We start from the raw sequence: 14,337 nt of genomic DNA on the forward strand, positions 1-14,337 counted from the left end.
GATGGCTTTTATCTCCGCGCCAGCTCAATCAGCAGGTTTACCGCCCGCGAGCGCTTGCGCGCCGGCGAGGCCATCAGGCCGAATCGGCGGCACAGAGACGGATCGACCCGCGCCGTTCGCAGGCCTTTCCGGTTGTCGGGCAGCGTCGATTCCGGCACGAGGCTGACACCCACAGCTTCCCTGACCAGGGCAATAGCGCTGGTCCAGTCACGAACCTCCATTCGCACGTCCGCGAGCGAAAGGCCGGCGGCCTCGGCGAGCGTTCGTGCATTGACGTGGCACCCACCGGTCGCGAGCACGAAAGGTTCGCCAGCCAGTGAAGCAAAGGACAGTGCGCCACGTCGACCAAGTCGGTGTCCCGACGGCAGCACGGCGACCCAGGCGTCCTGTCCGATCGGGACCGCACCGCTGTCCGGCGACGGGTTGAGGACGACGCCGATATCGATGGACCCCGCCTTCAGCCAGGCCTCGACCTCCCGGTCGTCCGTTTCGAGCGCAACCAGCTCAATACCCGGATAGAGAGCACGGAAGCGGCGCAGAAGCGGCGGCAACACCGTGGCGAAAATGCTGGGAAAGGCCGCGATCCGCACCGATCCGGCTTCCTCGCCGGTCGCCTCCGCCGCTTCTTTCCGGATCGCCTCCAGATGCGCGAGCGCAGCACGGGCATGGTCTAGCGCCTGCTCTCCGAAGGCTGTGAGTTCGACCCCGTGTCGCTGGCGCGCCAATAGCTTCACGCCCAGACTTTCCTCCAGCGCCGCTAGCGCCTGGCTCATGCCGGACTGGGTGACGCCGACGCTCGTCGCGGCGGCGGTGAAGCTGCCCGCATCGGCAATGGCGACCAGACTGCGGAGTTGCGTGAGGTTCATAGTAGTAAATCTTATAGCATGATTCTTCGCCAGTAATTTTTCTTATTTCATCACTTGCGTCAATATCGGTCGTGACATCGATCGAGCGCGGAGCCGTCCCCATGAAACTCTATTTCGCCCCCGCCACCTGCTCTCTATCGCCGCATATCGTCCTTCAGGAATTGAAGCTGCCGTACGATCTCGTGCGGGTCGACAACCGCACGAAGCGCACGTCGGAGGATAGCGATTTCCGTTCCATCAATCCGAAGGGCTATGTTGCGGCGCTCGTGCTCGACACCGGAGACGTGCTGACGGAGGGGCCGGCGATCGTCCAGTATCTGGCGGACCTGAGGCCGAATTCGGGACTGGCTCCAGCCAACGGCGCCCTGGAGCGTGTGCGGCTTCAGGAATGGCTAAACTACATCACCAGCGAAATCCACTCTGGATCGAGCCCACTCTTCAACCAAGACCTGCCGGAGACGGTGCGGGAAATTTTCAAGACGAAGCTGTCCCGGCGCTTCGACTTCATCGAAACCGGTCTCGCGACGAGAGACTATTTGATGGGCGACCGCTTCACGGTGGCGGACGCTTACCTCTTCACGGTTCTCGGCTGGATGAAAGGCTTCGGCATCGATCTCAACCGCTGGCCGAAAGTTGCAGCCTTCATGCGACGGATCGAGGTTCGCCCCTCGGTCGCAGCGGCGCTGGAACGAGAAGCAGCAGTCCCGTCAGTCGCGTGAAAAACGCCACTCCCGGCGACGCCCGGAGGCGTCCCGACGCCCGGTGCGCGCGATCACGGGAAGCTCATATCCAAGCCGCCGCGGACGATCGCATCAGTCTCTATGTATAGAGATCCGCATAGCGCTCGCGCAGCAGGTTCTTCTGAACTTTGCCCATTGCGTTGCGCGGCAGGTCGTCCAGAAAAAGCACGCGTTTCGGCTGCTTGAACTTGGCGAGCCGGCCGGAGAGCGCGGAAAGCACCGCCGTCTCGTCGACCGACGCGCCTTTCTCCAGCACGACGAGCGCGGTGACGCCCTCGCCGAAGTCGGGATGCGCGACGCCGATCACCGCGGTCTCCACCACGCCCGGAAGCGCGTCGATCTCGCTTTCGATCTCCTTGGGATAGACGTTGTAGCCGCCCGAGATCACAAGATCCTTTCCGCGGCCGACGATGTGGAGGTAACCGCGCTCGTCTCTCTTGCCGAGGTCGCCTGTTACGAAGAACCCGTCCTCGCGGAACTCGGTCTTCGTCTTCTCGGGCATCCGCCAGTAGCCCTTGAACACGTTCGGGCCCTTCACCTCGATCATGCCGACGTCGCCGTCCGGAACCGGCGCGCCGGTCTCGACGTCGACGACGCGCAAGCTGACGCCTGGCAGCGGGAAGCCGACCGCGCCTGCGACGCGGTCGCCGTCGTACGGGTTCGAGGTGATCATGTTGGTCTCGGTCATGCCATAGCGCTCGAGGACCCTGTGCCCGGTCAGCGCCTCGAAGGCGCGATGGGTCTCGGCGAGCAGCGGCGCGGAGCCCGAGATGAACAGGCGCATATGCCTGGTCGCCTCGCGGGTCAGTCCGCCGTGCTGGACGAGCCGCACATAGAAAGTCGGCACGCCCATCATCGTGGTTGCGCGCGTCATCGCAGAGATCGCCTGATCGGCGTCGAACCTGGGCAGGAAGATCATCGAGGCGCCGGCCACGAGCACCGTGTTGGTCGCGACGAACAGGCCATGGGTGTGGAAGATGGGCAGCGCATGCAACAGCCGGTCGTCGGGCGTGAACCGCCAGTAGTCCTTCAGCGTCAGCGCGTTCGACAGGAGATTGTCGTGGCTCAGCATCGCGCCTTTGGAGCGGCCTGTCGTGCCGGAGGTATAGAGGATCGCCGCAAGGTCGTCGGGGCCGCGTGAGACGTCGTCGAAGGCGGAGTCCGACTCCCCGGCCGCGAGCGCCGTCAGCGAGCCTCCCCCGTCGCGGTCGAGGGTCTCGACGCGCGCGCCGTACTTGTTCCCGATCGGCGTCAGCGCAGCGCGCGTGGCGGGGTCCACCACGAACAGCGCCGGTTCCGCGTCGCCGATGAAATAATCGATCTCCGAGGCTGTGTAGCCGTTGTTGAGCGGAAGGAACACGCCGCCCGTCCGAACGGTGGCGAGGTAGAGCAGCAGGGCCTCGACGCTCTTCTCGACCTGCGCCGCGATCCGGTCGCCGGGCTTCACGCCAATGGAGACCAGCGCGCGCGCAAGCTGGCTCGATCGGGCGAACATCTCGCCGTAAGACAGCGTGCGCCCGTCGGCCGTCTCGATGAAGGGCGCGGCGTCGCCCGGCGCTGCGGTCCGGACCGCCTCGAACAGCCAGTTGCTCATGCCGCCTTCTCGTTCTTTCGGCCCGGGCCGGAGGCGCCTTTCGGCGCGCTCCTCGCCGGCCGGGCCAAGCGCTGGACGGAACTGGAGGCCGCGATCTCCCCCTTGGAGAAGAAGGCCTCATGGTTGGCCTCGATCTCGGACAGTTCGTAGAGATAGTTGACCATCATGCCATGAGCGCCGCGCATCCCGCGTAGCGAACGGTCGCCAAGCGGGTTGATCCGTTCGAGCCGCGCGCCATTGCCGAGATGGAAGCGCGCGACGGCGTCGAGCGGCAGACCCTGCGCGTTCTTGGCCGTCAGGAAATAGCGCGCCGTGGCGCGCGCGAGGATCGGACCGAGCGTTTCGACGGCGGCCGGGTCGGCCGCCCAAGTCGGGTCGTCGACGCGCACAAGTGCCTCGAGCTCCTCGGCTTCAAAGTCCTCGGCCTTCCGGCGCCCGTCGAGCCACGCGGCGAAGCCTGGGATCGGCGAAAGCGTCACGAAGGTCGCAAGGCCCGGCAGTTCTGCCTGGAGGTCGGCCGCCACCTGCTTGATCAGGAAGTTGCCGAAGGAGACGCCCCGCAAGCCCTCCTGGCAGTTCGAGATTGAATAGAACACCGCGGCAGTCGCGTCTCCGGCGCGGATCGGCGTGCGTTCGCCATCGAGCAACTCCGCGATGGTCGAGGCCATCGTGGTCGTCAGCGCGACTTCGACGAAGATGAGCGGCTCTTCCGGGAGCCGTGGATGGAAGAACGCGAAGCATCGGCGGTCTTCGGGCGCCACACGGCGACGGAGCTCCTCCCAGTCGTCGATCTCGTGCACGGCCTCGTAGCGGATGATCTTCTCGAGCACGCTCGCGGGGGTCGACCAGTCGATCGACTTGAGCACCAGGAAGCCGCGGTTGAACCACGAGCCGAACAGATGCGAAAAGTCGGCGTCGACCGGATGGAGCTCGGGGTGCTCGGTCAGCATTCCGAGCAGATCGGCGCGCATCCTGACGAGCGCGCCGACGCCTCCCGGCGCGAGATTGAGCCGGCGGATGAGTTCCTGTCGGCGCGGTTCAGCCGCTTGGTGCAGGATTCGCGCGGTCTCCGGAGAGGGCGCCGCCCGATAGGCGTCGACCGCGCTTGAAAGCCGGGCCTCGTCGGTTCCGAAGCGCCGCAGCAGGATCGTCATGAAATCGAATTTCTGAGAGGGCGACAGGCTGCTCCACCGGTCGAACACGAGGCTGGCGAGCGCCATGCCGGAGGCTTCGCCGCGGCCGCGCAGCAGGCTGTCGCAGATCTCCTCCAGACTCGCGCGCTTCTTGTGCGCAGCGGGCCCGTCCTCGGCGGGTCCGAGCGACAGCAACTGCCGGCCGCGCTCCGTGATTGTCTGCAGCATGTCGCCGAAGAAGGATTGCCCGCTCATCAGTCGGTGGTCTCGCGAAATGTCGGCTCAGCGCGTGGTCGGCAGAAGAAGGTCCGGCAGCCACATGGCGACGCCCGGAACCAGGCACAGGATCAGGATGGCGACCGCCATCAGGATCACAAAGGGCAGCGTTCCCCAGATGATGTCCCTGAGGGGGATGTCAGGGGCGATGTTTTTGATGACGAAGATGTTGAGGCCGACAGGAGGGTGGATCAGCCCCATCTCCATCGTGATGGTCATCACCACGCCGAACCACACCAGATCGAAGCCCGCGGCCTTGAGCGGCGGCAGGATGATCGGCGCGGTCATCAGGATGATCGAGACCGGCGGCAGGAAGAAGCCGAGCCCGACCACCAACAGCAGCACCGTCAGCAGGAGCAGCCAGGGCGACAGGCCCAGCGCCACGATGCCGGCCGCCGCGGACTGCGAGATATGCAGGTAGCTCATGACGTAGGCGTAGAGCAGCGACATGCCGATGATCAGCATCAGCATGGTGGATTCCCGTAAGGTCGCGGTCAGGATCGGGTCGATGTCCTTCGGCTTCCAAGCCTTGTAGATCATCGCGATCAGCGCGAGCGCGAGCAGGCCGCCGAGCCCGGCTGTCTCCGACGGGGTTGCGTAGCCGCCGTAGAGCGCGACCATGACGCCGGTCAGCAGCACGACGAAGGGCAGCACCCGCGGCAGCGTCGAGAAGCGCTCGCGCATCGTGAACGCGTCGCCCTTCAGAATCGTCGAGGTCCGTCCGGTCCGCTCGTAGACGTCCTTGGCGGCCGCATATTCGCGCCGGTAGTTGTGGACCGACCAGGCGGCGAACAGAGCGACCAGCAGCAGGCCCGGTCCGACGCCGGCGAGGAACAGGCGCCCGAGCGACTGTTCGGCTGCGACCGCATAGAGGATCATGGTGATGGATGGCGGAAGCAGGATGCCGAGGGTGCCGCCGGCGGCGATGATGCCGGCCGCGAAGCCCGGCGAATAACCGCGCTTGCGCATCTCCGGGATGCCGGCCGAACCGATCGCCGAACAGGTCGCGGGACTCGACCCCGCCATGGCCGCGAACAGCGCGCAGGCGAAGACGTTCGCGATCCCGAGGCCGCCGGGGATGCGGCTCATCCAGGCGTGCATCGCGGTGTAGAGATCCTGTCCCGCCTTGGACCGCCCGATCGCCGCCCCCTTCAGGATGAAGAGCGGGATCGAGAGCAGCGTGATCGAGGACATCTCTTCGTAGACGTTCTGCGTCACGGTATCGAGCGAGGCCGCGGGCATGAAGGCGTACATGAAGGCGAGCGCGACGAAGCCGAGCGCGAAGGCGATCGGGATGCCGGCCAGCATCGCGGCGAGCGTCGCGCCGCCGTACATCAGCCCGATCGCAAGCACGCTCATGGCCGGGTGTCCGCCGGAACGGGTCGGGCGTCGTCCGCCGGGAGGTTCTTGGTGAGGTCGGCGCCCATGCCGATTTTCTGCGCGCCCCACCCGGCGAGCTTCGGGCCGTAGATGACGGCTTCGAGGATCTGCAGGACGAACTGAAAGGTCAGCAGGCTCATGCCGACAGCCATCAGCGAATAGGGGATCCAGAGCGGCGGCCCCCAGGTCGATTGCGACGTCTGGCCGTCGACCCAGGCCTCGTGCAGCAGCATCCAGCTCTTCCAGGCGAAGAAGGCGACGAATGCGAGGCTGATCACGTCGGCGACGAGAAGACGGGCGCGGTTCGCGCGCTCAGGCAGCAGGCCCGAGACCGCCTCGATCGCCACATGCCCGCGCCTCGCCTGAACGCCTGCGGCCGAGAGGAAGGTCGCGCCGACGATGAGGAACACCGCTGTCTCGTCCTGCCAGTCCGTCGCCTCGTTCCAGACATGCCGCGACAGCACGCTGTAGCTCAGCACCCCACAGGCGACGACCAGCGCGATGCCGCCGAGCACGAGGATGACGTGATTGAGACCGTTCATGGCGCGGTCGACGACGCCGAGCGGGCCCGGAACGCGCGGCTCCGGCGCCCGGACGTTTTCGGCTGACGCCGTCGCGGCGTCGAAACCCTGCGTCACGCGACCTTCTCGGCCAGCCTGAGGAGCTCCGCGCAGGTTTCGCTCTTCGCCCCGTAGTCCGCCCAAGCCGTCGCCTTGGCGATGTCGCGCCATTTATCGAGCGTCGCCTCATCCATGCTCTCGACCTGCGCGCCGGCCTTGGAGAAGATCCGCTCGACGTTGAGGTCGTCCTCCTTCGCGCCCTGCTGGCCGAAGGGCTCGAGCTCCGCGCCGGTCTGCATGATGGCGTCCTGCTGGTCCTTCGGCAGGCTGTCGAAGATCGACTTCGACATCATGATCGGCTCGAGCATGAACCAGTAGGAACGCTCGCGGCCCGACGTCAGGTGCTTGGCGAGCTCCTCGAGACGGAACGAGATCAGCGAAGTGGACGAGGTGATGACCGCGTCGCAGGCGCCCGTCTGCATCGCGGCGTAGGATTCGTTCGATGGAATCGACAGCGTGGCGGCGCCGGCCTGCTTCAACATCAGGTCCATCTCGCGCGAACCGCCGCGGACCTTCATGCCCTTGGCGTCGTCCGGCGAGACGAGCGGCTTGCCGCGGCTCGCGACGCCGCCGGTCTGCCAGACCCACGACACCAGTACGATGCCCTTCGCCTGCAGGACCTCGGTCAGCTTCCTCCCGACCTCGCCGCTCTTCCAGGCGATGGCGTGCTCGTAGGACGTGACGAGCGCAGGCATCAGGCCGATGTTCATCTCGGGCACCTCGCCGCCCGCGTAGGGCGCGGGGTAAAGCGACATGTCTAGCGCGCCTTTGCGCATCGCTCCGAACTGCGCGTTCGTCTTCATCAGCGACGAGCCGGGATAGACCTGGACCTCGATCTCGCCGTTCGTCTTGCTCTTCATCGCTTCGGCGAACTTACGGCACATCCGGTCGCGGAAATCGCCCTGGTCGATCGTGCCGCCGGGGAACTGGTGCGAGAGCTTCAGCGTGGTGGCGGCCCGCGCCGGCTGCAGTCCGAGACCGAGGATCGCAGGCATCGCGAGCCCAGCGCCGACGAAGCTGCGGCGATCAAATTGCATGGCCGTTCCTCCCGATGGTTCCGGACTCGGCGCCCGCCCGCTTGCGGGGCGTTGGCGCGGCCGGTCGTCACGTCGCCGCGTGCTGCCCGACCGCGAATTCGGTCGGCCGACGAACGTCAGATCGTTGTGGGAACGGTCGCGCCGGTCGCGGCGACGGCGAAGCCGCCGGCCGGACAAGCCCATCAGTTCCTCCCAGTTGAGCCTTGTATGCGGCTCTTACCAAGGAGCTTGCAGGCTCCATGTGCGCGGTGTCAAGCTAGGCGCACGCAACAATCCTCATCTTGTATACAAGAAGTCTGATGTCAGGCATGAGCGAGAACGCCGTCCGCAAGGTGCGGGACCAGATCGAGGACGCCCTGGTGTCGGGCGAGTTTGCGCCCAACGGCCGGCTCGACGAAGTGCAGCTCGCCACGCGCTTCGGCGTGTCGCGCACGCCGGTCCGCGAAGCGCTGATGCAGCTCTCGGCGATCGGGATGATCGAGCTCCGGCCGCGCCGGGGCGCGATCGTGGTCGCGCACGGCCCGGCGCAGATCTACGAGATGTTCGAGGTGATGGCCGAGCTCGAGGGCCTCGCCGGGGCCCATGCGGCGCGCCGCCTGACGGACGAGGACCGCAACTCGATCTCGAAAGCGCACGATCGCTGCCGCGCCGCTGCGGAAGCCGCCGATCTCGACGGGTACTACTATGAGAACGAGGCGTTCCACGTCGCGATCTACGCCGCGACCCACAGCGGATTCCTCGCCGAGCAGTGCGGCGCTCTGCACCGTCGGCTTCGCCCATTCCGGCGGCTCCAGCTCAGGGTGCCGAACCGCCTCAAGGCGTCGTTCGAGGAACACGACCGCGTGACGACGGCGATCTTCAGCGGCGACGCAGAAGCCGCAAAGGCGCGGCTCAGGGCTCACGTGATCGTCCAGGGAGACCGCTTCGGCGACCTGGTGGCGGCCTACGAGCAGGCGCGCCTCCGGCAAGCGGTCTAGTCGCCGCCGGCCCATGCGCGACGGTCCCGCCTTGGCCGACGCCGCGGAAACCGGGTCGGCCAAGGGCGGGGGGCAAGCCTCAGTCGAGCGTTCAGCGCTGTCTGAACGGCCGCAGACCGCTTGGCGTGTAATAGCAACGCTTGCCGTACCAGCGGCCTCTGCTGCACCAGCGCCCGGGGCGGTGGATCGATCGAAGAGAATAGGGGCGGTTCGTCCGGTAGCGCTTTCGGTGGACGGGGCGGTTGGCGACTTCCTGAACGTCGCCGCGTCTGAGGCTCGCCGTCGCGGCGGCGCGAATGTCGGCGCGCAGTCCCGGCGACGATGAAGACGGCGTTGGCGACGCCGTCGCCGCCGACGACGGAGACGTCTCCGCGAGGCCGGTGATCCCGACCGCGCAGGCCAGCGCAAAGAGTAGGGTTTTGTTCATCTCTTCCTCCCTGTTCTCGTTCCGGCGAACTAACGCGCAAGAGTTCGAGGGGAAGGCCATCTCGCGAACCGTCATGGGCCGACTGCGCGGCGCGCCAGGAGATCTCGGCCCCGCCGGGAAGTATTGATTGCGTGTGCGGGCGGCGTTTTCGAGCCCGGTGGTCGTCCGGATAAACGCGCCGGCTTGGTCGTAAAATGCCGACGCCGGCTAACGTCTTCTTCACCCTAGAAAGTTGTATCTCAGCGCCTTCTTGGCGCAAATCTTCCGTCGGCCGCGTTCTGTTCTGAGCGTACCGGACGAGCCCAGCCGCGGTCGCGACAGCCGTCGGGCGAAAAATACTTATTGATCGAAATAATCCTTTATCTAAGCTTGTGGCGTCTCAAAATGTAGAGGGGAGAACAATGTTAATGAAGTATTCCGCTTTGGCGGGCGCCATGGCTTTGGGCCTGCTGGCGGCGTCTGATGCCAGCGCCGTTGCTGTCGCGCCGTCTCTAGAGCCGGCTCAGTCAATAATCCCGGTCGCGGGCGGCTGCGGGCCGGGCGGTTGGCGAGGGCCCTGGGGGCACTGCAGGAACACGCCTTACTACGGACCGCTGCCGGGCGGATATTATCAGCCGCCGGTCGGAAACGGCTGCCCTCCGGGCTATTGGCGCGGTCCCTGGGGCCACTGCAGGAACACGCCCTATCACGGCCGCCTGCCAGGCGGCGGATGGCAGTGACGTCAGTAAGTATCGGAGCCCCCGTCCCGGCTCCGGCCGGGGCGGGGTCTTCGCATCGAAGCCGGCGGCGCCGTCAGCAGAAGACAGAACAAGTAGCGCCATGCGGGCGACGCCACTTCGTGGCCCCGCAGTTCTGCTCGCGATAACGGAACGCTCGGCGCTTCAATGCAAGCCGAAAAACTCGGCGCTGGAGACGGCGCCCGAGGGTCGGATCTTGTTGTTGCTGTTGCTATTCCGCCGGGTGAGCGATCTGGCGGGATGAACGCGCAGATCGAACGGACAGCCACGAGGCGGCGTGGTCGAGATAAAGATAGACGACCGGCGTCGTGAACAACGTGAGAAGCTGGCTCACGATCAATCCGCCGACCATGGCGTAGCCGAGCGGCTGGCGGAGCTCATAACCGACCCCGTGCCCCAGCATCAACGGCACGCCGCCGAGCAAGGCCGCCATGGTCGTCATCAGGATTGGCCGAAAGCGCAGCATACAGGCTTTTCGGATCGCCTCCTCAGGCGTCAGCTTCTCCTCGCGCTCGGCGGCGAGAGCGAAGTCGACCAGCATGATGCCGTTCTTCTTCACGATGCCGATCAGCAGGACCACGCCGATCAGCGCGATCAGACTGAACTCGAAGCCGAAGAGATAGAGAGCGCCCAGCGCGCCGAGGCCGGCCGAAGGGAGGGTCGACAGGATCGTGAGCGGATGGATGTAGCTCTCGTAGAGCATGCCGAGGATCAGGTAGACGGCGATCAGGGCGGCGCCGATCAGCAACGGGATGGTGCTGATCGAGGCCTGGAACGCCTGTGCGGTGCCCGTGAATCCGCCGACCAGCGAGGCCGGGGCGCCGAGGGCCGCCTGCGCCCTGTCGATCGCCGCCGTCGCCTCTCCGAGCGCGACGCCCGGCGCGAGGTTGAAGCTCAGCGTCACCGCAGGGAACTGGCCCTGATGATTGATCGTCAGCGGCGCCACCTTGTCCTGCGTCCAGGTGGCGAGCGAAGACAGCGGCACCTGATCGCCGGTATCGGGCGACTTCACGTAGAGCTCGCGTAGCGTGTCGACGCTGCCGCGCTTGAGCGGCGTGGTCTCCAGTATCACGTGGTAGCTGTTCAGCTGAGTGAAGAACTGAGCCACCTGACGCTGGCCGAATGCGTCGTAAAGCGTGTCTTCGATGGCCTGCGGCTGGATGCCGTAGCGCGCGGCCTGCCGGCGGTCGATCGAGAGCGTCAGCGTCGCGCCGTTGGTCTGCTGATCGCTGGCGACGTCCCGAAGCTCGGGGAGCCCTTTCAGGGCGGCCAGCACCTTCGGGGCGTAATCGTTCAGTTCGTCCAGGTTCGAATCCTGAAGGGTGTACTGATATTGCGTCCGCGTCCGACGCGCGCCCACGCGCACATCCTGCGCGGATTGCAGCAGAAGCGATGCGCCCTCGACCTCGGCGAGCTTCGGCCGCAGGCGGTTGATCACCTCGTCAGCCGACGCGTCTCTCTCCGCCTGGGGCTTGAGCGTGAGGAAGCTGCGTCCGGCGTTCGCTGAGGAGGCGCTTCCGCCGGAGCCGATCAGGCTGCCGACCGTCGCGACCGCGGGGTCCTGCAGCACGATCGCGTCGAGCGCCGCCTGCCGGGCGGACATCTCCGTGAAGGAGATGTCCTGGGCGCCCTCGCTCGCTCCGGTGATGAGACCGGTGTCCTGCTGCGGGAAGAAGCCCTTCGGGATGACGACGAAGAGCGCGCCGGCCGCGGCGATCGATGCGAAGAAGACAAGCAGCGTGACGAAGCGGTGGCGCAAGGTCACGTCGAGCCCGCGGCCATAGGCGTTCAGCAGGCCGTCGAAGCCGCGCTCCACGATCATGAACAGCCGGCCGTGCCGCTCTCCCTGGTGCGGCTTCAGGAAGCGCGCGGCGAGCGTCGGCGTCAGCGTCAGAGAGACGAAGGCCGAGACCGCGATCGCGATCACCACCGTCATCGAGAACTCGCGAAACAGCCGCCCGACGATGCCGCCCATCAGCAGCAACGGAATGAACGCGGCGACGAGCGAGATGCTGATGGAGAGGATCGTGAAGCCGATCTCGCCTGCGCCCTTCAACGCGGCCTGCAGCGGCGACATGCCGTCCTCGATATGCCGGACGATGTTCTCCAGCATGACGATCGCGTCGTCGACGACGAAGCCGACAGCGATGGTCAGGGCCATCAGGGACAGATTGTTGAGACTGTAGCCGACCGCGAACATGACGCCGCAGGCGCCGAGCAGCGACAGCGGCACCGTCAACGCCGGAATGACGGTGGCCCAAACGTTCCGCAGGAAGACGAAGATAACCGCGATGACCAGGGCGATGGTGAGGGCCAGCGTGAACTCGACGTCTTCGAGCGACGCGCGGATCGTTGTCGTGCGGTCGCTCATCACCGCGACCTTCACGGCGGGCGGGAGGGAGGCCGTCAGGCGCGGCAGCTCCGCCTTGATGGCGTCGACCGTGTCGACGACGTTGGCGCCGGGCTGCTTGAAGATCACCAGGAACAGACCGCGCTTTCCGTTGACCCAGGCGGCCTTCTGCACGTCCTCGGCGCCGGCGACGGCCCGCCCCACGTCGCGGACCCGGATCGGCGCTCCATCGCGATAGGCGAGGACCACGTCGTTCCAGGCGTCGGCGTCGGTCAACTGGCCGTCGGCGTAGATCGTGAGAGCGCGTTTCGGTCCGTCGAGCGTGCCGTTCGGGCTGTCGACGGTGACCGTCGCCATCACGCCGCGGATGTCCTCGAGCGTCAGGTTCTTCGCGGCGAGCTTCTGGGGATCGACCTGAACGCGGATGGCGGGCTTCTGTTCGCCGGCGATCGTCACCTGCCCGACGCCGGAGATCTGGCTGATCTGCTGGGCGAGAGTCGTATCGGCGAGGTCGTCGACCTCGGTGATCGGCATCGTGTCGGACTGCACCGAGAGCAGCAGGATCGGCGCGTCGGCCGGGTTCGTCTTCCGGTATGTCGGCGGCGAGGGCAGGTTTTTCGGGAGCTGCCCGCCCGCCGCGTTGATGGCGGACTGAATGTCCTGCGCCGCCGCGTCGATGTTTCGATCGAGCTCGAACTCGGCCGTGACCGTCGTCGTGCCGAGCGCGCTCACGGAGGTGAGCTGCGCGATTCCGGGCACCTGCCCGAACTGGCGTTCCAGGGGCTGGGCGACCGAGGAGGCCATGGTCTCAGGGCTCGCGCCCGGCAGGTTCGCGGTGACCTGGATCGTGGGGAAGTCGATCTGCGGCAGCGGCGCGACCGGGAGTCTCGGAAACGCCGCGAGGCCGGCCAGCAAGAGAGCGGCCATCAGAAGCGACGTCGCGATCGGGCGTCGGATGAACGGCCCGGAGAGGCCGCCGGAGACGCCGTCCTTCATTGCGTGTCGCCCGGTTTCGGGGTGGCTTGCGCAAGCGGGGCGACGGTCGCCTCGGTGGCCGAGACCGCGGTCCCCTGCTCGACGCGGGCGGCGCCGGCGGTGACGACGCGCTCGCCCGGATTCACGCCGTCGTCGATCACGACGACGCCGTCCGCCTGTCGGCGGACCTTGACGGCGCGCCGCTCCGCCACCGAGTCGTCGTTCACCACGAAGACAAAGGCGCTGTCCGCGCCGCGTTGGAGGCCGTCTTCCGGAATTGTGACGACGCCTCGCAGGGTGTCGACGAGGATACGCACCGTCACGGACTGGCCCGGCCAGAGCGCCCCCTCGGCATTCGCGAAGGTCGCCTTCGCCTTGAAGGTTCCGGAGGCCTGATCGATCTGGCTGTTGAGGACGGTCAGCTCGCCGCGCGCGAGCTCCTGGCCGTCGGGAGCAAAGGCCTTCGCCGGCACGACGCCTTTCTTCATGGCCGCCGACACGATCGCAAAATGCCGCTCCGGCAGCGTAAAGACCGCTGTGATCGGATCGAGCTGCGTCAGCGTCACGACGCCGGTCGCGTCGGTCGCCCTGACCAGATTGCCTTTGTCCACGAGCCGGAAACCGGCGCGACCGGTGATCGGCGCCCGGATCGTGCTGTAGTCAAGCTGGAGCTGGGCGCTTTCGACCGCCGCGGCGTCGCCGGCGATCTGCGCCTCGAGCTGGGCGACGGTCGCCCTTTGCGAGTCGAGCTGCTGGCGGGACGCAAAGTTGCTCTGGGCGAGCTGCTGGTAACGGGCGAGGTCGCGCTCGGCGTTGGCGTGCTGCGCCTCGTCCTGCTGCTGCTTCGCCTTCGCCTGATCGAGCGCCGCCTTGTAGGGCCGCGGGTCGATCTGCACGAGCAGGTCGCCGGCGTGGACGGTCTGCCCCTCCGTGAAGGCGACCTGCATGACCTCGCCGTCGACGCGGCTGCGCACCGTCACCAGATTGAGCGGCTGCACGGCGCCGAGGCCGTGCCGGAACACCGGCGCGTCCATCAGGCGCGCCGCGGCGACCTGAACGGGCGTCGGTCTCTTTCCAGGGGCCGCCGGCGGCGTGGAGGCGTCCGCGACCCAATGCGCGCGCCAGAGCCCTCCTGCCGCCAGGAGAACAAGGCCTAGGATGACAGGCAGACGCTTGCGCATTGTGCTTCTATTAAATCGGGCCGGGTCCGGCTGCTGGACCTGAC

The 14,337-nt window shown here is 66.7% G+C and carries 12 protein-coding genes; 4 read left to right on the forward strand and 8 right to left on the reverse strand.

Features of this window, described 5'->3' with window-relative positions:
- Positions 1 to 8: 8 nt before the first annotated feature.
- Positions 9 to 866, reverse strand: coding sequence for a LysR family transcriptional regulator (locus PKE75_RS03915; protein WP_271167392.1), 858 nt, complete (start codon positions 864 to 866; stop codon positions 9 to 11).
- A gap of 101 nt (positions 867 to 967) precedes the next feature.
- Here PKE75_RS03915 and gstA point away from each other — a divergent pair, with 101 nt between their 5' ends.
- Complete coding sequence (gstA, locus tag PKE75_RS03920; RefSeq protein WP_271167393.1) at positions 968 to 1,585, forward strand: glutathione transferase GstA; 618 nt, start codon at positions 968 to 970, stop codon at positions 1,583 to 1,585.
- Positions 1,586 to 1,685: 100 nt separating this feature from the next.
- On the opposite strand, the gene PKE75_RS03925 is transcribed toward gstA, so the two are convergent.
- The 5 genes from PKE75_RS03925 to dctP are packed head-to-tail and all read right to left on the reverse strand — an operon-like array spanning position 1,686 to position 7,646.
- Positions 1,686 to 3,200 carry a malonate--CoA ligase gene (locus tag PKE75_RS03925; RefSeq protein WP_271167394.1) on the reverse strand — a complete coding sequence of 505 codons (1,515 nt, stop codon included), beginning with the start codon at positions 3,198 to 3,200 and terminating at the stop codon, positions 1,686 to 1,688.
- Positions 3,197 to 4,588, reverse strand: coding sequence for a malonyl-CoA decarboxylase (locus PKE75_RS03930; RefSeq protein ID WP_271167395.1), 1,392 nt, complete (start codon positions 4,586 to 4,588; stop codon positions 3,197 to 3,199). The genes PKE75_RS03925 and PKE75_RS03930 overlap by 4 nt, the downstream gene beginning before the upstream one ends.
- Before the next feature lie 27 nt (positions 4,589 to 4,615).
- Entirely contained in the window at positions 4,616 to 5,968 is a 1,353-nt protein-coding gene (locus tag PKE75_RS03935) for a TRAP transporter large permease (RefSeq protein WP_271167396.1), read from the reverse strand.
- Complete coding sequence (locus tag PKE75_RS03940; protein WP_271167397.1) at positions 5,965 to 6,627, reverse strand: TRAP transporter small permease; 663 nt, start codon at positions 6,625 to 6,627, stop codon at positions 5,965 to 5,967. Before PKE75_RS03940 ends, PKE75_RS03935 begins: the two co-directional genes overlap by 4 nt.
- Entirely contained in the window at positions 6,624 to 7,646 is a 1,023-nt protein-coding gene (gene dctP / locus PKE75_RS03945) for a TRAP transporter substrate-binding protein DctP (protein WP_271167398.1), read from the reverse strand. Before dctP ends, PKE75_RS03940 begins: the two co-directional genes overlap by 4 nt.
- 308 nt (positions 7,647 to 7,954) lie before the next feature.
- On the opposite strand from dctP, the gene PKE75_RS03950 reads away from it, so the two are divergent.
- The 3 genes from PKE75_RS03950 (at position 7,955) to PKE75_RS17895 (ending at position 9,769) form a co-directional block, all read left to right on the forward strand.
- Positions 7,955 to 8,623, forward strand: coding sequence for a GntR family transcriptional regulator (locus PKE75_RS03950; protein WP_271167399.1), 669 nt, complete (start codon positions 7,955 to 7,957; stop codon positions 8,621 to 8,623).
- A 296-nt stretch (positions 8,624 to 8,919) separates the two neighbouring features.
- A complete protein-coding gene (locus PKE75_RS03955; RefSeq protein ID WP_271167400.1) occupies positions 8,920 to 9,177 on the forward strand; it encodes a hypothetical protein in 258 nt (85 codons plus the stop codon).
- Between the two features lie 280 nt (positions 9,178 to 9,457).
- Positions 9,458 to 9,769, forward strand: a complete 312-nt coding sequence (locus PKE75_RS17895; RefSeq protein ID WP_428979101.1) for a GCG_CRPN prefix-to-repeats domain-containing protein — start codon at positions 9,458 to 9,460, stop codon at positions 9,767 to 9,769.
- Between the two features lie 229 nt (positions 9,770 to 9,998).
- On the opposite strand, the gene PKE75_RS03965 is transcribed toward PKE75_RS17895, so the two are convergent.
- Positions 9,999 to 13,133: a multidrug efflux RND transporter permease subunit gene (locus PKE75_RS03965; protein ID WP_271167402.1), complete on the reverse strand. Its 3,135-nt coding sequence runs from the start codon at positions 13,131 to 13,133 to the stop codon at positions 9,999 to 10,001.
- A complete protein-coding gene (locus tag PKE75_RS03970) occupies positions 13,130 to 14,293 on the reverse strand; it encodes an efflux RND transporter periplasmic adaptor subunit (protein ID WP_271167403.1) in 1,164 nt (387 codons plus the stop codon). Before PKE75_RS03970 ends, PKE75_RS03965 begins: the two co-directional genes overlap by 4 nt.
- Positions 14,294 to 14,337 lie beyond the last annotated feature (44 nt).

The sequence above is a fragment of the Hansschlegelia plantiphila genome (assembly GCF_027922265.1).
GTDB lineage: Bacteria > Pseudomonadota > Alphaproteobacteria > Rhizobiales > Methylopilaceae > Methylopila > Methylopila plantiphila.